This is a genomic window from Amycolatopsis xylanica (assembly GCF_900107045.1).
Lineage (GTDB): Bacteria > Actinomycetota > Actinomycetes > Mycobacteriales > Pseudonocardiaceae > Amycolatopsis > Amycolatopsis xylanica.
Map to the genome: position 1 here is coordinate 639935 of NZ_FNON01000003.1, position 21128 is coordinate 661062.

Sequence of the window (21128 nt, forward strand, 5' to 3'; positions counted from 1 at the left end):
CCACTCGGTCAACGCCGTCACGCCGAATCCGTGGCTGACCGGTTGGCCGACAGAATGGTCATCCCGCAGCCGTTCAGCCATGAGGCCTACCAAGAGGTGCTGAGCGAGGCGATCGGCATCCCGATCCGGCTGGTGCCGCTGTCGGGCGCGGTCCCGGACGCCAGCTCCGTGCTGACCGGCATGACCGTGCGGCTGTTCGGGATCTCGTACCTGTTCTATCCGGCCGACACCAGCCCGGTGCACCAGCTGCACGTGATCCACCACGAGCTGTTCCACGTGATCGACGAGCACGCCGGCATCGAGCTGGAGGACCCGATGATCAAGAGCGCGCTGGTCAGCCTGCTGCGCCCGGAGCTGCCGCACCTGTCCGGCGACCTGATCGACCGGCTGGTCGGCCGCAACTGCCCGACCGGGCACGCCGAGGACAAGCAGGAGCGCGACGCGGAGAAGTTCGCGATGACCATGGCGCGCCGGATGGGCGTGACGTCGCCGTCCGCGGGCCCCAGCTCCGATGAGCCGGAAGCCGACCAGCTCGACCGGTGGCTTTCGGACGGGCGCTCATGAGCTGGGTCTGGGTACTGGTCGTCGTGGTCGGCATGGCCGCCGCGGTGGTCTTCTGGCGGCGGCTGCTGTGGTCGCGGCGGGCCAACCCGTCGGCGATCCTCTGGCTCGCGCTCGTCTCGCTGCTGCTGGCCGTCTGCTTGCAGGTGCCGGCCGTGTACCGGGTGTTCGCGCACGAACTCGGCTTCAACCTGTTCTGGCCCTTGCAATGGGCGCTCGCGATGGCGTGCAACGTGCTGCTGCACGTGTTCTCGAACCGGGTGTCCACCGCCACCAAGCTGGAGCTGGAACGCCCGGCCCGGCGCCGGGTGACTGTGCTGGCGGCAATCAACGCGCTCGCCTTCGTGACGGCGACGGCGTTGTTCACGACCAACCCGAACGACCCGGATTTCTTCCTGGGCCCGGAAAGCAGGCTCGAGGTGCCCGGCCGCGTCGACTTCGCCGTCGGCCTCGCGTGGATCATCATCATGTGCACGATCGCGGTGTCGCTGGTCGGCCACGTGATGGGCGCGCACCGCTGGGCGAACAAGGCCAAGAACGCCGGCCGCAGCTGGCTGCGCGCCGGCATGCGGGTGTTCACGCTCGGGCTGTTCCTGTGCATGGCCTACTGCGCGCACAGCGCGCTGTACCAGGCGGCGGAGATCATCGGCTGGATCCCGGGCTGGCGGCAGGCGGCCGTGACGGATCCGCTGATCAGCGTCGGCCCGGCGCTGGTGTTCATCGGCATGGTGCTGCCCGCGGTCGGTTCGTGGAAACGGGAGCACGACAACGGGTCCGCGCTGTTGCGGCGGCTCGCGCCGGTGCAGCGGCTCCTGGCCAGGCGTTCCGGGCCGGTCAAGCCGACGCTGCGCACGACGTGGCTTCGCTTGTGGCGGCCGACCGAGCTCGTCTACCAGGCGATCATCGACCTCGAGGACACGTACCTGCGGATCAGGGGCCACCTGCCGACCGGCCCCGAACGCTTCGACGGCGAAACCCAGCGCGCGGTCGTGCTCGCCGCGGGCCTGGCCACCCTCGCGCGCGGCATCGAGCCGCCGGGCAAGGAGTTCGCCGAGGAGACCGAGCGGACCATGAACACGCTCGCCGACCTCGTCGCCGAGCACCACCCGCTGCCGGAAAGCGTGCGGCACACCAAGGTCTACCTGAACACCGACATCGACCGCTGGCTGCGTGCCGCGGCCATCATCGAGGGGTACCCCGGGATCGTGAGTGTTCCCAGCGGCTCACGACCCTTGAGCGACCAGAAAGCCGAGCATCCCGCGTAGGACCGTCGCGGGCCGCCGGACGGGGGCGCCTTCCTTGCGCAGGCCGGGGAATCGCTTGACGAGCGTGGCGAGCGCGACCTCGCCTTCGAGGCGCGCGAGCGGCGCGCCGACGCAGTAGTGGTGCCCGCCCGCGAAGCCGAGATGCTCACCCGCGTCGGGACGGTGGATGTCGAACCGGCCGGGGTTCGCGAAGACCCCGGGGTCGCGGCTGGCACCGGCCAGCCCGACGATCAGCTGCTCCCCCGGCGCCAGCACCTGGCCGGCCAGCTGGATCGGCTCGCGCGCGATGCGCTGGGTGACCTGGACCGGCGGATCGAACCGCAGCGTCTCCTCGACGACCGCGCACGCCAGTCCCGGGTCTTCGGCGAGCGCTGCCCACTGCTCAGGGTGGTCGAGGAGCGCGGCGACGGCGTTCGCGATGAGGTTGGTCGTGGTCTCGAACCCCGCGATGAGCAGCTGCAGGCACAGCGCCACGATCTCCTGCCCGGTCAGCTCCGAGTCGACGAGCTCGCTGATCAGGTCCTCGCGCGGCGCCCGCTCACGCCGCTCGACCAGATCGGCGAGCAACGCCTTCAGCTCGTCGACGGCCGCGCGGATCTCGGCGGCCTGCCGCAGCGAGCGGACGCCGTCGAGCATGCCCGCCAGCGCCTGGCCGTAGCCCGCGAACCGCGCCGCGTCGGCGTCCGGGATGCCGAGCAGCTCGGAGATGATCGCGACCGGCAGCGGTGTCGCGTACGCGCGCACCAGGTCGAAGCGGTCGCCGGCGCCGTCGAGCAGCTCACCGGCGATCTTCTCGACCACCGGGCGCCAGCGCTCGATCTTCGCCCGGCCGAAGGCGGGCGCGACCAGGCGCCGCAGCCTCGTGTGGTCGGGCGGTTCGAAGTCGACCAGGCTGTCGTCGAGCCCGGGGCTCAGCGCGGCGAGGCCGTCGCCGAGCCGGTCGGAGTTGTTGCGCACCCGCATCCGCCGGTCGCGCACGGCCACTGTGGCCAGCTCGTGCGAGCAGGTCACCCACAAACCGGTGCGGCTGCGGGAAAGCGGGCCCAGCCGCCGGATCCGCTCGTAGACGGGATACGGATCGAGCTGCCCGCGCCGCTGGGTGAGCGCGGCCAGCGGGTCGCCGAGCGTCGCGAGCGCCCACGCCCCGGCACGCTGCGCACGCAGCCGCCCGGCGAGACGGAGCGTGGTCAGCGAACTCTCCCCAGTGAAGTCCATCGCCCATTCTCTTCACAGAGCGAGCCCGAACGCTAGGTTGAGCCGATGAACGGCGCGCAGTCACTGCTCCGCACCCTCGTCGACGCGGGCGTCGAGGTGTGCTTTTCCAATCCGGGCACCTCGGAGATGCACTTCGTCGCGGCGCTGGACAGCGTGCCGGAGATGCGGGGCGTGCTGGCCCTGTTCGAGGGCGCGGTGACCGGCGCGGCGGACGGGTACGCCCGGATCGCGGGCAAACCGGCGGCGACGCTGCTGCACCTCGGCCCCGGCCTCGCCAACGGCATGGCGAACCTGCACAACGCGCGCCGCGCGCACACCCCGGTGGTCAACGTCGTCGGCGACCACGCGACGTATCACAAGCAGTACGACGCCCCGCTCGAATCGGACATCGAAGGTCTCGCCAGGACACTCAACGGCTGGTACCGCGAATCGGCGAAGACCGCGGAGGTCGGCGCGGACGCCGCGGACGCTGTCGCGGCGTCGCAGGACGCGCCCGGCCGGATCGCGACCTTGGTGCTGCCCGCGGACGTGTCGTGGGGCGAAGGCGGCGTCGCGGCCGCTCCCGTCGCGCCGCGGGCGCCGAAAACCGTTGCGGCGTCGACGATCGACGCCATCGCCGAGGTGGTGCGGTCCGGTGAGCCCGTCGCTTTCCTGATCGGCGGCAAGGGCTGTCATGAAGCGGGATTGCTTGCCGTGAGCCGGATTTCGGCGGCCACGGGCGCGAAGGCGTTCATCGAGACGTTCCCGGCACGCTTGGAGCGCGGCGCCGGGCTGCCGTCGATCGATCGACTCGGCTACCTCGCCGAGCAGGCCATGTACCAGCTCGACGGCATCAAACATTTGGTCCTCGCGGGCGCGAAGCCGCCGGTGTCCTTCTTCGCCTACCCCGGAAAGCCGAGCGAGCTCACCCCGGCCGACGCGAAGGTCCACGTGCTCGCCGCCATCGACGAAGACATCCCCGCCGCGCTCGAAGCGCTGGCCTCGGCGGTCGCCGCGGACACGGAACCCGTTCTCCAGCAAGCGAACCGCCCGGCTTTGCCGAGCGGTCCGCTCACCCCCCAGAACTGGGTCGAGGTGATCGGCGCGCTCCTCCCCGAGCACGCGATCATCGCCGACGAATCCAACACCTCCGGCCTGCTCCTGCCCGCCGCGACCGCGGGCGCGCCCCGCCACGACCACCTGACGCTGACCGGCGGCGCGATCGGCTACGGCATCCCGGTGGCCACCGGCGCGGCCGTAGCGGCGCCCGGCCGTCCGGTGATCAGCCTGCAGGCCGACGGGAGCGCGCTGTACACGATCTCCGCGTTGTGGACGCAGGCAAGGGAAAACCTCGACGTCACCACGGTCATCCTGAACAACCGCGCGTACGCGATCCTCAAGATGGAGCTGCAGCGGGTCGGCGCGGAGGGCGCGGGACCCAGGGCGCTCGAACTGCTCGACCTGTCCCGTCCGGACCTGGACTTCGTGAAGATCGCGGAAGGCATGGGTGTCCCCGCCACCCGTGCCACCACCGCAGAAGAACTGGCCGAACAGTTCGAGCGCGCGCTGCGTGAACCAGGCCCCCACCTGATCGACGCCTGGGTCCCGCCGCTGTTCTAGCCGTCTTTAGCTGTCGCCGAAGAGGGTGCAGTCGAACGTCTCACCCGAGCTGACCTCGACGCCGAGCTGCGTGACCTTGGCGTCGTCGCGGTAGGTGCCGTCCTCGTTGAAGCTGTCCTCGATCCAGATTTCGTACTGCCGGTCGCCGTAGCCCGGCACCGGCGCGATCAGTCCGCGGCGGTACTCCCAGACGCCGTCGTAGGTCTCCTTGACCTCGGCGACCGTCGACCCCACGCCGATGCCCTCGTACGTGCGGACGTTCTCGGGAACGCGGACGCGGACGACCCCGTTCGCGTGCGAAATCGCGACGCGCCACTCGTCGTCGGGCCGGTCGACGGTCGCGTAGCGGTTGCACGCGCCGTCGTCCCAGCCGTCGCCCGAAAGGTAGCCGGAACGCAAGGCCTTCGCCTCCGACTGGCCGAGCTTCACGCGGTGGTACCCCTCGGGCGTGAGCACGTCACCGGACGCCGAAGCGGGCGTCAGGCCGCCGATGAGCAGCGCGGTGCCGACGACGATTCCCATTGCGGCAAAAGACTTCTTGAACATTTTCGATCCCCAGATTCCCCAGAAGCGACCCCCTGCCGCTTTCACACTGGAGAAGACGCCAAGGCGGGCACGGGGTTGCTCGGGGTTCGATCTTTTCTCGGAATGATCGCGGTGAGCACCAGCCCGGCCACCGCGGCGGCCGCGCCGACGAGGAAGGTCGCGCGGAACCCGGCGAGCGAAGGCACGGTCAGCGCGCCGACGGTGATCGTCATATGCGCGAGCATCGTCGCCATCACCGCGCTCGACGCCGAGGTGCCGAACGCGCGCATGAGCGAGTTGACGCCGTTGGCGGAAGCGGTCTCGGAGATGGGCACCGCGCCCATGATCAACGCGGGCATCGCCGAATACGCGATCCCGACGCCCGCCCCGATGATCACGGTCGCCGCGACGATCTCGACGACGTTGTCCATCAGCACGGTCGCGAAGAGATAGCCGGCCGCGATCACGACCGCCCCGGCCATGAGCGTCAGCCGCGCGCCGAACCGCCGGGCCAGCCGGGCCGACACGGGCGAGAGCACCATCATCACCAGCCCGTTCGGCGCGAGCAGCAGCCCGGTCTGGACCATGCTCTGCCCGAGCCCGTACCCGGTCGACGACGGCGCCTGCAGCAGCTGCGGGAACGACAGCGCCGACGCGTACATCGCGAACCCGACCAGCACGGACGCGAGGTTGGTGAACAGCACCGGCCGCCGTGCGGACACCCGCAGGTCGACCAGCGGGTCCCGCGTGCGCAGCTGGTAGAGGCCCCAGCCGAGGAAGATCAGTACGGACGCGCCGCCGAGCCCCAGCGTCAGCGGGCTGGTCCAGCCCCACTCGGTCCCTTTGACGATCGGCAGCAGCAAACACAGCAACCCGGCGGAAAGCCCGACGGTCCCGAGGTAGTCGAACGGCGCGGGCGTGCGGACCGGCGATTCCGGCACGAGCTTGAGAATGAGCAGCCCGCAGAGTGCGGCCAGCGCGGCCGCGCCCCAGAACAGGACATGCCAGTCGGCGTTCTCCGCGACCACGGCCGCCACCGGCAGCCCGATCGCCCCGCCGACCCCGAGCGTCGCGCTCATCAACGCGATCGCGGCGCCGATCCGTTCGGGCGGCAGCTCGTCGCGCATGATGCTGATGCCCAGCGGGATGACGCCCATGGCGCATCCCTGCAGCCCGCGCCCGGCGATCATCAGGCCGAGTTGGCTGGTCAGCGCGGACAGGACGGACCCGGCGATCAGCAAGCCCAGGCTCACCAGCAGGATCCGCCGCTTGCCGTAGAGGTCACCCAGCCGCCCGCTGACGGGCGTCACCACGGCCGCCGCCAGCAGCGTCACGGTGACCACCCAGGACGCGTCGGTCGCCGAAGCGTTCAGCAGCCGGGGAAACGCCGGGATCAGCGGCACGACCAGCGTCTGCATGAACGACGCCACCAGCCCGCACGACGCCAGCACGACCACGATCAACCTCGGCGAAGCACCCTTCGCACCCTCGCCAGCCATAGTTAGCAATGCTACCTAATTGCCGGTCGTGAGTGTTTAGGCCGGTTAGAACCGGCCGGAACACTCACGACCCCGAGCCGGGTTAGAGCCAGGTCGCGACGCCGCCATGCCCCGAGCAGGTGCCCCGGCGGTTCTGGCTGTAGGAGTAAGTGCCGTCCTTGCATTTGGCCGTAGCGCCGGACGGACTGCTACCGGGGCGGTGGACGCAGTTCCCGTCGACGTTGCGGTAGTAGTCGGCGCCGCATTCGGCGGCGACCGTTTTCTTGGTCGTCGTCGTTTTCGGTGTGGGCACGGCCGGGACGAACGGCTGCACGGCCGTCGTGCTCGCGGCGGTGGACGTGGGCGTTGCCGCCGACGTGCTGGTGGGCAGCGCCTGCAGCGGGTAGGTCGTCGACGGAGGCGTCGTCGTGGTGAGCACGGTGCCCGGTGTCGCGACAGCGCCGCAGCCGGTCAGCACGGCGAAACCGAGCGCCACTCCAGTGGCGGCCTTCAAGAATGCGTGCCGCACGGGAACCTCCCTCATGTTCAGGTTCCCGGCAAGTCGCGTCGAGCCGATCTCCTGTTACAGAAGGAATTTCGTCATCTTTTGACGGTGGGTGGCGTTACGCTGGCGAGGTGACGATCCGGTATCCGGCCGAAATCGCGGTCACCGTCGCGGTGCTCGCCGGTTCCGTGATGGCGGTGGTCAACGATCCCGAAACACCCAGGCTCGCCGCGCTCGGCTGGGTGCTGACCGTGGCCGCGTGCGCCGCGCTGTTCGCCAGGCACCGGTTCCCCGTCGCGGTCACCGCGTTCACGCTCGCCTGCTGCGCCGTGTACTACCCGCTCACCGACCCCGACGGCATCGTCATCCTGACGTTCGCGTTCGCGCTGTACAGCTCGGCCGCCGCCGGGCGCGTCGCGGCTGCCGCCGGGCTGGCGGCCGCCTCGATGCTCGGGGTGACCGCGGGCGAGCTCACCTCGACGAGCGGTCGACATGTCGACAACTTCGCGTTCTTCCTGATGACCGGGTGGTTCATCGCCGTCGTCGCGGTCGGCGCCGTGACGCACTACCGGCGCGAGGCCGAACGGTCCAAAGAGGACGAAGCGAGGCGCAGGGCGACCGAGGAACGCCTGCGCATCGCGCGCGAGCTGCACGACGTGCTCGGGCACCACCTCGCGCTCATCAACGTCCAAGCGGGCGCGGCGTTGCACAGCAAGGACCCCGATCAGGCGCAGGACGCGCTCGGCACGATCAAGCGCACCAGCAAGGAAGCGCTCCAAGAACTCCGCGCGACGCTCGGCATGCTGCGCCAGGCCGACGCCCCGAGCGTGTCGCGGATCAGCGAACTCGCCGAGGCCGTGCGCGCGAGCGGGCTCACCGTGCGGACGGAAATCGACGTGACCACGCTGCCGCCCGAAGTCGACCTGGCCGCGTTCCGGATCGTGCAGGAGGCGCTCACCAACGTCACCCGCCACGCCGCGGCCAGCACCGTCACCATCCGGATCCGGGAGACCGGCCATGATGTGTCCGTGCAGATCGAAGACGACGGCCGCGGCGGGACGGCGAATCCCGGCAACGGGATCCGCGGCATGACCGAGCGGGCCGAGGCGCTCGGCGGTGAGCTCACGGCTTCCGCGTCGGAGACCGGGTTCCGGGTGCTGGCGAGGCTGCCTCGATGATCCGCGTGCTGCTGGTCGACGACCAGAACCTCGTGCGCGCCGGGTTCAAGTCCATATTGGACGGTGAAGCCGACATCCAGGTGGTCGCCGAGGCGGCCGACGGCAAGCAGGCGCTCGCGCAGGCACACGAGCACCAGCCGGACGTCGTGCTGATGGACATCCGGATGCCGGGCATGGACGGGCTCACCGCCACCCGCCATCTGCTCGCCGACCCCAAGCTGACCGGCACCAAGGTCGTCATCCTCACCACCTTCGACCTCGACGACGAGGTCTACGGCGCGCTGCGGGCCGGCGCGAGCGGTTTCCTCGTCAAGGACACCGAGCCGATGGAACTGATCCACGGCGTCCGCGTGGTCGCAAGGGGCGACGCGCTGCTCGCGCCGTCGATCACGCGGCGGCTGATCTCCGAGTTCGCGGGCCGCTCCGCGCGACCGGCGCCGTCGCCGCGGCTGGCCGCGCTGACCGAACGCGAGCGCGAGGTCATGACGCTGGTCGCGACCGGACTGTCCAATGACGAGATCGCCGCCGAGCTCGTGCTCAGCCCGGCCACGGCGAAGACCCATGTCAGCCGCATCATGACCAAGCTCGGCGTCCGCGATCGTGCGCAAGTGGTCGTGCTGGCCTACGAATCGGCCATGATCACCCCGAAATGGCTTTCCGCCGATTGACCGATCCCGGGCGACGGCAAGGACCTCGAGATCATGATGCGCGAGACCCAGCGGGCGAGCTGTGGCTTCGGCGGGCTGCCCGCCGACGAAATCGGTTAGCGCGCGCCCGATAGAATCGGCCGCGTAAGCAGCACAAACCCGTCCCGAAGGACCGAGCACGTGAAGATCGACAACAGTCCCGCCCGTGGCACCCGCGACCTGCTACCAGGGGTTGTCGCGCATCGGGACCACGTGCTCGCCACGATCTCCGAGGTCTACCGGCGCTACGGCTACGAGCGCATCGAGACCCCGGCGCTGGAGGCCATCACCCGGCTCACCGGCGGTGAGGGCGGCGAGAACGCCAAGCTCGTCTACCAGGTGCTCAAGCGCGGCCTGCCCGAGCAGGTCGAGGCCGAGACGCCGCTGAACGACCTGATCGACCTGGGCCTGCGGTTCGACCTCACGGTCCCGCTCACCCGGTTCTACGGCAACAACCAGGCGAACCTGCCGCTGCCGTTCCGGTCGTTCCAGGTCGGCCCGGTCTGGCGCGCCGAGCGGCCGCAGAAGGGCCGCTACCGGCAGTTCTACCAGTGCGACATCGACCTGATCGGCGAGGAGTCCGTGCTCGCCGAGGCCGAGCTGATCGAGGCCACCACCGAGGCGCTCGCCGCGGTCGGCCTCACCGACAGCACGGTCCGGCTCTCCGACCGGCGGTTCCTCTCGGCGCTCGCGCAGCACGCCGGGTTCGCCGAAGAGGACTGGATGCCGTTCTTCATCACGCTCGACAAGCTCGACAAGATCGGCTGGGACGGCGTGCGCGCCGAGCTGATCGAGAAGCGCGGGCTGCCGGAGAGCGCGGTCAAGACGGCGCTGGACGGCATCGAGCGGCTGCGTGACCTGCCCGCGTCGAAGGTGGCCGAAAGCCTCACCGACGTCGTGCCGAACCTCGACGAGCAGGTCGTCAGCGACCTGGCGACGACGGCCGCGAGCCTGGAGCGGCTCGACGGCATCGAGTGGGCGTTCGACCCGACGCTCGTGCGCGGCATGGGCTACTACACCGGCCAGATCTTCGAGGTCAGCCACCCGTCGACGACGTCGTCACTGGCGGGTGGCGGCCGCTACGACAAGCTCGTCGGCCGTTCGCTGGGCAAGGACGTGCCCGCCTGCGGTTTCTCGATCGGCTTCGAGCGGATCGTGGACCTGCTGGAGCAGAAGCTCGACCGGCCGAAGACCGCGGTGCTCTACGAAAGCGACGTCCCGGTGCCGGACGCGCTCGCGGCGGCGCGGCGGCTGCGCGCGGAGCACGGCGAGGTGTCGGCGATCAAACGCAGCGGCAAGTTCCCGGCCCAGCTGAAGCGGCTCGAGGAGTGGGGCTTCACCGCGTTCGCGCACTTGCGCGCCGACGGTGAGTCCGAGGTGCGCCAACTCCGGTAGTACGGGGAAGTCCCTAAGGGACGACCGCGGGAGTACGCGAAGTGCCCGCTGGAGTACGACGCTTCAGCGGGCACTTCTGCCGGAGTCTTTCCGGCATGGAAACCATGACTCACACCGAAGGCCGGCTGGGGCGGCTCGCCGGGTGGTCGCAACGGAATCGCTGGCTCGCCGTCGTGCTCTGGGTGCTCACCCTCGCGGCCATTACCGTCGCGTCCAACTCGGCTGGCAGCTCGTACCACAACGACACCTCCTTGCCCGGCACCGAATCCCAGCAGGTCCGCGACAAGTTCCCCGAGAACGGCGCGACCATCCAGATCGTCTTCCCCGGCACCGCTTCCGTGGACGCGATGCTCGCCGAAGTCCGCACGCTCCCGCATGTCAAAGCGGTCGCCAAACCGGTGCTGTCCGCGAACGGCAAAACCGGCTACGCGACCGTCGCGCTCGACGGCGGCACGTCCGGCGACGACGTCCGCAAGATCATCGACACGGCGACCAAAGTGGACGGTGTCGCGCTCGGCGGCGACGCCGTCAGGGCCGCGCAGAAGAGCGGCGGCGGGGCGTCGGAAGGCATCGGGCTGCTCGCCGCGCTGGTGATCCTCGTCTTCCTGTTCCGCTCGCTGCTCGCGGCCGGTCTGCCGGTGATCACCGCGGTGTTCGCGGTCGGCAGCACGCTCGGCGTGATCGTGCTGGTCAGCCACCTCGTCGACATCGCGAACTACACCGCGCCGCTGATGATGCTGGTCGGGCTGGGCGTCGGCGTCGACTACGCGCTGCTGATCTTTTCCCGCTACCGCAACGAAATCCTCGACGGCCACGATCGCGAGACGGCGGCACGGCGCGCGCTCGACACCGCGGGCCGATCGGTGCTCTTCGCGGGCTGCACGGTGATGATCGCGCTGCTGGGCCTGCTCGCGCTCGGCCTCGGCTCGCTGCGCGGGGTGGCGCTGGCGGTCGCGTTGACCGTGCTGGTCACCATGATCGCCTCGATCACGCTGCTGCCCGCCTTGCTGTCGCTGTTCGGCAAGCGCATCGAGAAGAACATCCAGCGCCGGAAAGTCAAGCACGGCAACGCTTGGCGCAAGCTGGGCGAGGCGGTGCAGCGCCGTCCGTGGGCGCCGCTCGCGGTCGGGCTCGTCGCGTTGATCGGGCTTTCCCTGCCCGCGCTGGGGATGCGGCTCGGGTTCGCCGACCCGGGCACGGACCCGGCGGAGTCGACCACGCGCCAGGCCTACGACATGCTCGCCGACGGTTTCGGCCCCGGCTTCAACGGGCCGCTGATCGTCGTCGCCGAGAACGCGGATCCCGTTGCGGTGCAGCGGAAACTGACCGCTACGCCGGGCGTCGACCACATCCGGCCGCAGGGTCCGATCGTGCTCGTCTACCCGTCCACGGCTCCGCAGGACGCGGCGACCGCCGATCTGGTCAAGAAGCTGAGGACCGAGGTTTTGCCTTCACTACAAGGGAAATTCCTCGTCGGCGGCTCAGTGGCGGCCGCCGCGGACTTCGCCTCGGCCGTGACCGACCGGTTGCCGCTGTTCATCCTGGTCGTCGTCGGGCTGTCCGCGCTGCTGCTGATGGTGGTGTTCCGGTCGATCCTGATCCCGGTCAAGGCCGCGCTGCTCAACCTGCTGAGCATCGGCGCCTCGCTGGGCGTGATCACCCTGGTGTTCTCGCCGACCGGGCCGATCGAGGCGTTCGTGCCGGTGATGATCTTCGCGATCGTCTTCGGGCTTTCGATGGACTACGAGGTGTTCCTCGTCTCGCGCATGCACGAGGAGTACAAGCGCACCGGCGACGCGCGGCACGCCGTCACCGAGGGGCTCGCGGCGACCGGCGGGGTCATCACGGCGGCCGCGGCGATCATGATCGTGGTGTTCGGCGCGTTCCTGCTGGACCCGTCGCGCATGCTCCAGCAGTTCGGCATGGGGCTCGCGGTCGCCGTCCTGCTGGACGCGCTGGTCATCCGCTGCCTGATCGTGCCCGCCGTCATGCGCCTGCTGGGCGACCGCGCGTGGTGGCTGCCCAAAAGCATGCGCAGGCTGCCTACGGTGGCCCTGGAGCCCTAAAAGCCTCGTGAGTGTTGCGGCCGGTTAGAACCGGCCGCAACACTCACGACCCCTAGTCAGCAGTTCGTCACGGTGTCACCTGGGTCGAAGCTGCAGATGTTGCCGGTCAGCACGCCGTCGATGACGTCGTTGCCGCCGATGCCGTCGGCGCCGACGATGAAGTCGGCGCTCTGGCCGCCGCGCAGGTTGTTCGCGAGCGCGTTGCCCACGATGAAGTTCCGGCCGACGCCGCCCTTGACGTTCTCCACGTCGCCGCCGAGCGTGTCGCCTTCACCTGGCTCGCCGTCGTTGCCGAAGACGCCGTCCAGGCTCAGGCTGAGGATCGTGCCGGTCGCGAGGTTGTTCCGCGCGCTGTAGTCCGCGGTGTCGACGCCGGCGCCACCGAAGAAGCCGTCCGCGCCGTCCCGCTTGATCGTGGCGATGAAGATGTCGTCACCGTCGCCGCCGGAGATGTCGTCGTCGCCGAGCCCGCCCGCGATCTGGTCGTTGCCCGCTTCCCCGAAAATGGAGTCGGCGCCGGTCCCGCCGATGAGCACATCGTCACCGTTGCCACCGAAGATCACGTCACCGCCATTGCCGCCGATGATCGTGTCGTCGCCGTTGTCGCCGGTGAGGTTCGACCGGAGCCCGCCGTTCGTGATCCGGTCGTTCCCGTCATTGCCCTTCGCGAGCGCGCTGCCGGAGCCGGCGGGAATGGTGAGCGTGTCGTCGCCGGGGCCGCCGAAGAGGCTGAAGTGGCCGGTGATCTTGTCATTGCCCGGGCCACCGCTGAGCGCGTGCTGGCCGACGGGCGAGTCGGTGAGCGTGTCATTGCCCGACCCGCCGATGACGGCGTTGACGTCGCTGATGTTGTCGCCCTCGCCGGGCGTGCCGTCGTTCGCCACCCCGTCAGGGCTGAGCGTGACCGCGGTGGTGCGAGCGGCGTAGGTGACGGTGTCCTCGAAGCTGTCCGTCCTGGCGACGATCGTGTCGCGCCCGTCCGGCCTGGCCTCGGCGACGAAGGTGTCGCGGCCGGGTCCGCTGTCGAACCGGTCGTCGCCGGTGCCGCCGCACACCGTGTCGTCACCCTCGAGCCCGAAGATCACGTCGTTGCCCGCGCCAGCGGCGATGACGTCGTTGCCCGCGGTGCCCACGATCGTGTCGTTGCCGCTGGTGCCGGTGATCGTGACCGGCAGCCCGTTACAGGTCCCGGCCGCCAGCGCGGGCACCGGAACGGCCAGCGCCGCCACGGTCGCGCAGGCGGCCAGCGCCGTCATCCATCGTCTTCGCATGCTCGTCCCCTTGTGGTTTCGGAAAGTCCTCCACCACTAGAGGCGTTCCATCGGCGTTCCATCGCTGTTCCACGCCAGACGGGATTTAGCGGGCTTTATCCCGGGAAAAGCACCCGGGATAAAGCCCGCTAAATCGCACTATTCGTAGATCTCGCCCTTTTCGGCCTTCTCGACCAGCGAAGCGGGCGGCAGGAAGTGGTCGCCGTAGCGCTCGGCCAGCTCACGCGAGCGGGCGACGAACCCGGCCAGGCCACCCTCGTACTGGTTGATGTACTGGATGACACCACCCGTCCACGCCGGGAACCCGATGCCGAAGATCGAGCCGATGTTGGCGTCGGCGACCGACGTGAGCACGCCCTCGTCGAAGCACTTCACCGTCTCCAGCGCCTCGGCGAAGAGCATGCGCTCCTTGAGGTCCTCGAACGGCACGTCCGCGCTGCCCGAGTTGAACGCCTCACGCAGGCCGGGCCAGAGGCCGGTCCGCTTGCCGGACTCGTCGTAGTCGTAGAAGCCGGCGCCGGTGGAGCGGCCCTTGCGGTCGAACTCCTCCACCATGCGGTCGATGACGCCCTCGGACGCGTGCGCGTTCCAGGTGCCGCCGGCGGCCTCGATCGCCTCGCGGGTCTCCTTGCGGATCTTGCGGGGCAGCGTCAGCGTCAGCTCGTCCATCAGCTGCAGCGGCGGCGCGGGGTAGCCCGCCTGCGCACCGGCCTGCTCGATCGACGACGGCGAGACGCCCTCGCCCAGCGCGGCCACGGCCTCGTTGAGGAAGGTGCCGATGACGCGCGAGGTGAAGAAGCCACGGCTGTCGTTGACGACGATCGGGGTCTTCTTGATCTGCAGGGTGTAGTCGAAGACCTTGGCCAGCGTGGCCGGGGAGGTCTTCTCCCCGCAGATGATCTCGACCAGCGGCATCTTGTCGACCGGCGAGAAGAAGTGGATCCCGATGAAGTCCTCGGTCCGCTGCACGCCCTCGGCGAGCGTGGTGATCGGCAGGGTCGAGGTGTTGGAGCCCAGCACCGCGTCGGGGTTGACGATGCCCTCGATCTCGGCGAAGACCTTGTGCTTGAGCTCGACGCTCTCGAACACGGCCTCGATCACGAAGTCGACGCCCGCGAAGTCGGCCGCGTCCGCGGTCGGCTTGATCTTGGCCAGCAGCGCGTCGGACTTCTCCTGCGTGGTCTTGCCGCGTGAGAGCGCCTTCTCCTCGAGCTTGACCGCGTAGCCCTTGCCCTTTTCGGCGCCTTCGAGCGTGACGTCCTTGAGCACGACGTCGATGCCGGCCTTGGCGGAGACGTACGCGATGGCCGCGCCCATCATCCCGGCGCCGACCACACCGACCTTCTTGGCCTGGAACTTCTCGAAGCCGTCCGGCCGCGAACCACCGGAGTTGATGGTCTGCAGGTCGAAGAAGAACGCCTTGGTCATGTTCTTCGAGACCTGGCCGGTCGCGAGGCTCACGAAGTAGCGGGTCTCGATCTTGATGGCGGTGTCGAAGTCGACCTGCGCGCCCTCGATCGCCGCGGCGAGGATCGCGCGCGGGGCGGGCATGTTCGCGCCCTTGATCTGCTTGCGCAGGTTCGCCGGGAACGCGGGCAGGTTCGCCGCGAAGCTCGGATTGGACGGGGTGCCGCCGGGGATCTTGTAGCCCTTGACGTCCCACGGCTGGACCGAGGCCTCGGGGTTGGCCTTGATCCACGCCTTGGCGGCGGGCACGAGTTCTTCAACGCTGCCAACGAGTTCGTCGACGAGACCGAGTTCCAGCGCCTTGCTCGCGCGGTGACGCTGGCCCTGCAGCAGCACGTTCAGCAGCGCGCTCTGGATGCCGAGCTTGCGCACGGTGCGGACCACGCCACCGCCGCCGGGCAGCAGGCCGAGGGTGACCTCGGGCAGGCCGATCTGCACGCCCTTGACGTCGGCCACGATGCGGTGGTGCGTCGCGAGCGCGAGCTCCAGGCCGCCGCCGAGCGCGGCGCCGTTGATGGCGGCGACGACCGGCTTGCCCAGCTGCTCCAGGCGGCGCATCTGGCCCTTCATCTCCGCGCCGCCCGCGGTGATCTCGGCGGCCTGCTCCGGCTGCGCCTGGATCAGGTCGTTGAGGTCGCCACCGGCGAAGAAGGTCTTCTTCGCCGAGGTCAGCACGACACCGGTGATGGAGTCCTTCTCGGCCTCGAGCCGGTCCACGACCACGCCCAGCGACTCGCGGAAGTCGGCGTTCATCGTGTTGGCGGACTGCTTGGGGTCGTCCAGGGTCAGCACGACGATGCCGTCGGCATCCTGCTCCCAGCGGATGGTCTTCGCTTCAGTCATTGTCTCTTCCTCAGACCCGCTCGATGATGGTCGCGACGCCCATGCCGCCGCCGATGCAGAGGGTGACCAGCGCGCGGCGCGCCTGGCGGCGTTCCAGCTCGTCGACCACGGTGCCGACCAGCATCGCGCCGGTGGCGCCGAGCGGGTGACCCATGGCGATCGCGCCGCCGTTGACGTTGACCTTCTCGGGGTCGAGCTTCAGGTCCTTGATCCACTTGAGCACGACGGACGCGAACGCCTCGTTGAGCTCCCACAGGTCGATGTCGTCCGGGGTGAGCCCGGCGGTGGCGAGCACCTTCTCGGTGGCCGGGGTCGGGCCGGTGAGCATGATGGTCGGTTCGGAGCCGGTGACCGCGGTGGCCACGATGCGGGCGCGCGGGGTCAGGCCGAAGTCCTTGCCGACCTGCTCGCCGCCGAGCAGCACGATGGCCGCGCCGTCGACGATGCCCGAGGAGTTGCCGCCGGTGTGCACGTGGTCGATGCGCTCGACCGAGTGGTACTTCTGCAGCGCGACGGCGTCGAAGCCGCCCATCTCGCCGATGCCCGCGAAGGCCGGCTTGAGCTTGCCGAGGCCCTCGGCGGTGGTGCCGGGGCGGCGGTGCTCGTCGTGGTCGAGGATCGTCACGCCGTTGATGTCCTTGACCGGCACCACGGACTTGGCGAAGTAGCCGCCGGACCAGGCCGCTTCGGCCTTCTCCTGCGAGCGGACGGCGAACTCGTCGACGTCGTCGCGGGTGAAGCCCTCGATCGTCGCGATCAGGTCGGCGCCGATGCCCTGCGGCACGATGTAGTTGTCGTAGTTCGTGGTCGGGTCGAGGAACAGCGCGCCGCCGTCGGAGCCCATGGGCACGCGCGACATCGACTCGACACCGCCGCCGATGACCAGGCGGTCCCAGCCGGAGCGGACCTTCTGCGCGCTCAGGTTGACGGCCTCGAGGCCGGAGGCGCAGAAGCGGTTGAGCTGCACACCGGCGACGTTCTGCGGCAGGCCCGCGACCAGCGCGGCGGTGCGGGCGATGTCACCGCCCTGCTCGCCGACCGGGGATACCACGCCGAGCACGATGTCGTCGATCACGGCCGGGTCGAGGTTCGGGTGCCGGACCTGGAGTTCGTTGATCAGGCCCGCGACCAGGTCGACGGGCTTGGTGCCGTGGAGCGCACCACCCTTGTTCTTGCCGCGAGGCGTACGGAGCGCCTCGTAGATGTACGCCTCACTGCTCACTGAAACTCCCTCGTGCACGACGTCTTCGGGTGCTAATCGCCATTAACATATGCCTACAGAACCCCATGGTGTCAATGGGTTGCGACCGAGTCAACTCGGCTACAGTATGTTCACCTATGGATCACCCACCCGCGCGCCGCCCGCGCGACCGCAAGGCCACGCTGGCCGCGGTCGCCGCGGAGTTGTTCCGCGCCCGCGGCTACCACGGCGTCGGCATCAACGACATCGCCGCGGCTGGCGGCGTCACCGGCCCGGCGCTCTACCGGCACTTCGCGGACAAGCAGGCGATCCTCGCGTACGTGGTGCTCTCCGGCATCGACGACATGGAGTCGGCCACCGCCGAGACACTGACGGACGGCAGCCCGGAGCAGATCTCGACCTTGCTCACCACACTCGCAGGCCAGGCCGTCGAGCGTCGCGAGGTCGCCGCGCTCTGGCGCTGGGAGGGCAAGCACCTGCCGCGTGAGGACCAGCGCGAGATCCGCCGCCGGTCGGCCGCGGTCCTCTCCGCCTGGACGAAGGCGCTGCTCATCCACCGTCCGGAGTTGACTCCTGACGATGCGGAGTTGCTGTGCTGGGCAGGACTGAGCGTGTTCGGGAGCGTCTCCGTGCACCACACGACCATCGCAAAGAAGCGCTTCTCCCAGCTACTGGTCGACCTCGCACACCGTGTCCTGCACGCGATGATTCCGGCCCAGTCCGTCAAGTCCACTGTTATCGAACCGCTCACCGTCGGCACCCCGGCCCGCCGCGAGCAGCTCTTGGCGGCGGCGACCGCGCTCTTCGGCGAGCGCGGCTTCCACGCGGTCAGCATGGAGGACATCGGCGCGGCCGCGGGCATCACCGGCCCGAGCGTCTACCGCCATTTCCCGTCGAAGGCCTCACTCATGGTCGCCATCGGCCACCGCGCGGCCGACCGCCTGGCCGTCGGCGCCGACCAGGCGATGCGCTGCGCGGACGAGAGCGAGGCGCTGCGCAGGCTCGCGGCGTCCTATGTGGACACCTTGCGCAACACGCCGGAGCTGTCGGTCTCCTTCTCGGGCGATCCGGTCATGCTGCCGGAGCGGGACAAAGCGGACCTGCGCCGCGTGCAAAAGGACTACGTCGCCCGCTGGACGGCCCTGCTGTCGACGATCCGTCCGGAGCTCAACGAGCGCGAGTCGAAGATCATCGTCCACGCGGCACTGACCATCGCGAACGACCTGACCCGGACGCGCCGGGTGAACACCCGCCCCAACCTGGAAGCGGAACTCGTCGCACTGATGACCGCGGTGCTCGGCCTGGCCTGAAAAGCCCGAAAGCCACTTTCGTCAGATGCGACCTGACAAAAGTGGCTTTCGGGCTTTCGCGAGCCCCTACTTGGCGCAGAGCGCGGCGTCGAGCGTGGCCTGCATGTTCGCGTGGATCTCCGGGGTCACCGGGTCGCGGTTGGCTTCGACCGTGACCGCCCGGCCGTCCGGGGCCGCCAGCGCGAGCGTCGCGAACCCGGGGATGTCACCGCCGTGGCCCCAGAAGTCCTTGCCACAGGACATGGTCAGCCGTCCCAGCCCGAGTCCGTACTCCGCTCCCTCCCAGGACGGCACCGTGCGCTTCATCTCGGCCAGCTCCGCGGGCCGCAGCAACCGACCGGCGAGCAGCGCGGTGAAGAACCGGTTGAGATCCTCTCCCGAGGTCACCAGCCCGCCGGCGGCCCAGGCGATCGTGGCGTCGAACTCGGTGAAGTCCACCAGCGAGCCCTTCGCGGGCAGGTAGCCGCGCGGATGCGGCGCGGGCAGCCGCTCATCACCACGCACCGGCAGGTACGTGTCGCGCAGGCCGAGCGGCCGGAGGATGCGAGCGGACATCTCGGCCTGGACCTTCCGGCCGGTCACCCGCTCGATCAGCATTCCGGCGAGTACGTAGTTGGTGTTGGAGTACGACCACTTCGCGCCCGGCGGGAACAGCGGCGGGTGCTTCATCGCGAGCGCCAGCAGCTCGGCGGGCTCGGCGCCGCGATGACGGACCGTCTCCAGGTCGACGTCGCGGAACTCGTCGAGGTAATCGGGCAGCCCGCTGGTGTGCTGCAGGATCTGGCGGACGGTGACCGCGCCGGTGTTCGCCTCCGGCAGGTAGCGGGTGACCGGCGCGTCCAGCGCGACCTTGCTTTCACCGACCAGTTGCAGCACCAGAACCGCGACGAACGGCTTGGTGACACTGCCCGCGCGGAAGTGGCTGTGCCACGGCATCGGCGCGCCGGTGTTCACATCACCGACGCCACTGCGCAGCGAGTAGCCGCGTGTGGTGACCTGTGCGCCGGGCGTGCCGGCGGCGACGACCGAGTCGAGCGCGCGCTGGACCGGCCGGTGCCCGGTGGCGGCCGCCGGACCGGCCATGGTCGCCGCGAGCAGCGCGACGATGCCTGCCGACGCGGCGATTCGCTTGCAGGGCAAGGACATTCGCATGAGACCCCCTCGTTGTCGATTAACCGGAAACGAGCCTAGGAGGCCAAGCGGCCGCCAACGATCCCGCGAACCCGAGTATCGGCACGGGGGTCAGCCCCACCATGTTCGCCATCGGGCGAAACCACGCGCTTCGGCGCGCGTTCGCGGTCATACTGTCGCGCGTGCCCACGACTAGCCGCCTGCACCTCGTCACGGCAGACGAGGATCACCGCGTCTCCACCCTCGAGTTGTTCTTCGACCTCGTCTTCGTCTACGCGATCACGCAGACCACCCAGCTGATGGCCGATCACCTGTCGCCGCTCGGCATCGGCCAGGGCATGGCGATGCTCACCGTGCTGTGGTGGTGCTGGAGCGGATACGTGTGGCTCGGCAACACCATCCACGTCGACCAGGGGATCGCCAGGCTCGCGCTGTTCGGCGCGATGGCCGTGTCGTTCCTGGTCTCGCTGACGATCCCGGAGGCGTTCACCGACCTGCCCGGCGGGCTGGACGCGCCACTGCTGTTCGTCGGCTGCTATCTCGCCGTGCGGCTGCTGCATCTCGTCGCGTACCTCGGCGCCGCGCGGCACGATCCGGGCCTGCGCAAGGTGCTGCTGCGGATGTTCCCCGGCGTGCTGCCGAGCGTCGCGCTCCTCACCGTCGCGACGTTCTTCAGCGGCTGGCCCCAGTTCGGGCTGTGGGCGGTCGCGATGCTGTGGGATTACGGGAACGTCTTCTTCACCAGGGCCTCGGAGTGGCGGGTGAACCAGCCTGGGCATTTCGCGGAACGGTATGGGCTGATCGTGATCATCGCGCTCGGCGAATCCATCGTGGCCATCGGCATCGGCATCTCGGCGCTGCCGATGTCGTGGCTCGTGGTCGGCGCGGCGACCGGCGGGCTCGCGCTGGCGGCCGGCATGTGGTGGACGTACTTCGACGTGGTCGCGCACGTGTCCGAGCACAAGCTGACGAAGGCGGAAGGCGCCGAGCGCGTCAAGATCGCCACGGATTCGTACACGTTCATGCACCTGCCCCTGATCGCCGGGATCGTGCTGGTCGCCCTCGGGCTTAAGAAGGCTCTGCTCTACGTCGCCGACACTGAGCACCACAGCGCCTCAGAAGCACTGCACGGTGTCCCGATCTGGGCGTTGACCGGCGGCCTGGCGCTCTACCTGTTCACTCTCTCCGCACTGCGCAGGCGCAACCTCGGCTCGTGGAACCACCAGCGCCTGATCCTCGCCGTCCTCCTGCTGGCGGCGACCCCACTCCTGGAGCACGTACCCGCCGCGGCGCTGGTCGCGATCGTCTCGGTGACGGTGTTGGCCCTTATAGCGTTCGAACGAAACCGCAGGTCAAAGGTCATGAGTGGGATCGCCGGTTAGAACCGGCCGCATCACTCACGACCCCAGAGCTGGCGAAACCGTCGAACCCC

At 69.4% G+C, this 21128-nt stretch carries 17 protein-coding genes; 9 read left to right on the top strand and 8 right to left on the bottom strand.

The features are described from left to right. Positions 1–30: 30 nt before the first annotated feature. Both BLV57_RS16645 and BLV57_RS16650 read left to right on the top strand, forming a co-directional pair. Entirely contained in the window at positions 31–564 is a 534-nt protein-coding gene (locus BLV57_RS16645) for a hypothetical protein (RefSeq protein WP_143047073.1), read from the top strand. Next, positions 561–1826 (top strand): hypothetical protein, encoded by a 1266-nt coding sequence (locus BLV57_RS16650; RefSeq protein WP_143047074.1) that lies wholly within the window; start codon positions 561–563, stop codon positions 1824–1826. The genes BLV57_RS16645 and BLV57_RS16650 overlap by 4 nt, the downstream gene beginning before the upstream one ends. Here the strand turns inward: BLV57_RS16650 and BLV57_RS16655 are convergent. Then, positions 1785–3041 (bottom strand): cytochrome P450, encoded by a 1257-nt coding sequence (locus BLV57_RS16655; protein ID WP_091289647.1) that lies wholly within the window; start codon positions 3039–3041, stop codon positions 1785–1787. The genes BLV57_RS16650 and BLV57_RS16655 overlap by 42 nt on opposite strands. Before the next feature lie 45 nt (positions 3042–3086). Between BLV57_RS16655 and BLV57_RS16660 the strand changes: the two genes are divergently transcribed. Next, complete coding sequence (locus BLV57_RS16660; RefSeq protein WP_091289648.1) at positions 3087–4640, top strand: acetolactate synthase large subunit; 1554 nt, start codon at positions 3087–3089, stop codon at positions 4638–4640. A gap of 6 nt (positions 4641–4646) precedes the next feature. Here BLV57_RS16660 and BLV57_RS16665 read toward each other — a convergent pair whose 3' ends face one another. The 3 genes from BLV57_RS16665 to BLV57_RS16675 all read right to left on the bottom strand — a co-directional run bounded on the left by BLV57_RS16665 (position 4647) and on the right by BLV57_RS16675 (position 7172). Beyond that, positions 4647–5162, bottom strand: a complete 516-nt coding sequence (locus BLV57_RS16665) for a hypothetical protein (protein WP_091289649.1) — start codon at positions 5160–5162, stop codon at positions 4647–4649. Between the two features lie 65 nt (positions 5163–5227). Continuing rightward, the gene (locus tag BLV57_RS16670; RefSeq protein ID WP_091289650.1) at positions 5228–6664 is read right to left on the bottom strand and encodes an MFS transporter; all 1437 of its coding nucleotides are present in this window, start codon (positions 6662–6664) and stop codon (positions 5228–5230) included. An 82-nt stretch (positions 6665–6746) separates the two neighbouring features. Then, positions 6747–7172, bottom strand: coding sequence for a DUF3761 domain-containing protein (locus tag BLV57_RS16675; protein WP_245757352.1), 426 nt, complete (start codon positions 7170–7172; stop codon positions 6747–6749). A gap of 107 nt (positions 7173–7279) precedes the next feature. On the opposite strand from BLV57_RS16675, the gene BLV57_RS16680 reads away from it, so the two are divergent. The 4 genes from BLV57_RS16680 (at position 7280) to BLV57_RS16695 (ending at position 12473) form a co-directional block, all read left to right on the top strand. Next, a complete protein-coding gene (locus BLV57_RS16680; RefSeq protein WP_245757353.1) occupies positions 7280–8326 on the top strand; it encodes a sensor histidine kinase in 1047 nt (348 codons plus the stop codon). Next, entirely contained in the window at positions 8323–8994 is a 672-nt protein-coding gene (locus tag BLV57_RS16685) for a response regulator (protein WP_091289652.1), read from the top strand. The genes BLV57_RS16680 and BLV57_RS16685 overlap by 4 nt, the downstream gene beginning before the upstream one ends. A gap of 159 nt (positions 8995–9153) precedes the next feature. Continuing rightward, positions 9154–10407 carry a histidine--tRNA ligase gene (hisS, locus tag BLV57_RS16690; protein WP_091289653.1) on the top strand — a complete coding sequence of 418 codons (1254 nt, stop codon included), beginning with the start codon at positions 9154–9156 and terminating at the stop codon, positions 10405–10407. A gap of 95 nt (positions 10408–10502) precedes the next feature. Next, positions 10503–12473, top strand: coding sequence for an MMPL family transporter (locus BLV57_RS16695; RefSeq protein WP_091289654.1), 1971 nt, complete (start codon positions 10503–10505; stop codon positions 12471–12473). A gap of 56 nt (positions 12474–12529) precedes the next feature. Here the strand turns inward: BLV57_RS16695 and BLV57_RS16700 are convergent, their stop codons facing one another. From BLV57_RS16700 to BLV57_RS16710, 3 genes are all read right to left on the bottom strand, one after another. After that, complete coding sequence (locus BLV57_RS16700; RefSeq protein WP_091289655.1) at positions 12530–13744, bottom strand: calcium-binding protein; 1215 nt, start codon at positions 13742–13744, stop codon at positions 12530–12532. A gap of 138 nt (positions 13745–13882) precedes the next feature. After that, entirely contained in the window at positions 13883–16054 is a 2172-nt protein-coding gene (locus BLV57_RS16705; RefSeq protein ID WP_091289656.1) for a 3-hydroxyacyl-CoA dehydrogenase NAD-binding domain-containing protein, read from the bottom strand. A 10-nt stretch (positions 16055–16064) separates the two neighbouring features. Then, on the bottom strand, positions 16065–17276 hold the full coding sequence (locus BLV57_RS16710) for an acetyl-CoA C-acetyltransferase (protein ID WP_091289657.1): 1212 nt from the start codon (positions 17274–17276) through the stop codon (positions 16065–16067). A gap of 116 nt (positions 17277–17392) precedes the next feature. Here BLV57_RS16710 and BLV57_RS16715 point away from each other — a divergent pair, with 116 nt between their 5' ends. Continuing rightward, the gene (locus tag BLV57_RS16715; RefSeq protein WP_091289658.1) at positions 17393–18565 is read left to right on the top strand and encodes a TetR/AcrR family transcriptional regulator; all 1173 of its coding nucleotides are present in this window, start codon (positions 17393–17395) and stop codon (positions 18563–18565) included. 66 nt (positions 18566–18631) lie between these two features. Here the strand turns inward: BLV57_RS16715 and BLV57_RS16720 are convergent, their stop codons facing one another. After that, positions 18632–19717, bottom strand: coding sequence for a serine hydrolase domain-containing protein (locus tag BLV57_RS16720; RefSeq protein WP_091289659.1), 1086 nt, complete (start codon positions 19715–19717; stop codon positions 18632–18634). A 161-nt stretch (positions 19718–19878) separates the two neighbouring features. Here BLV57_RS16720 and BLV57_RS16725 point away from each other — a divergent pair, with 161 nt between their 5' ends. Further along, complete coding sequence (locus BLV57_RS16725) at positions 19879–21078, top strand: low temperature requirement protein A (protein WP_091290427.1); 1200 nt, start codon at positions 19879–19881, stop codon at positions 21076–21078. Positions 21079–21128: the final 50 nt, after the last annotated feature.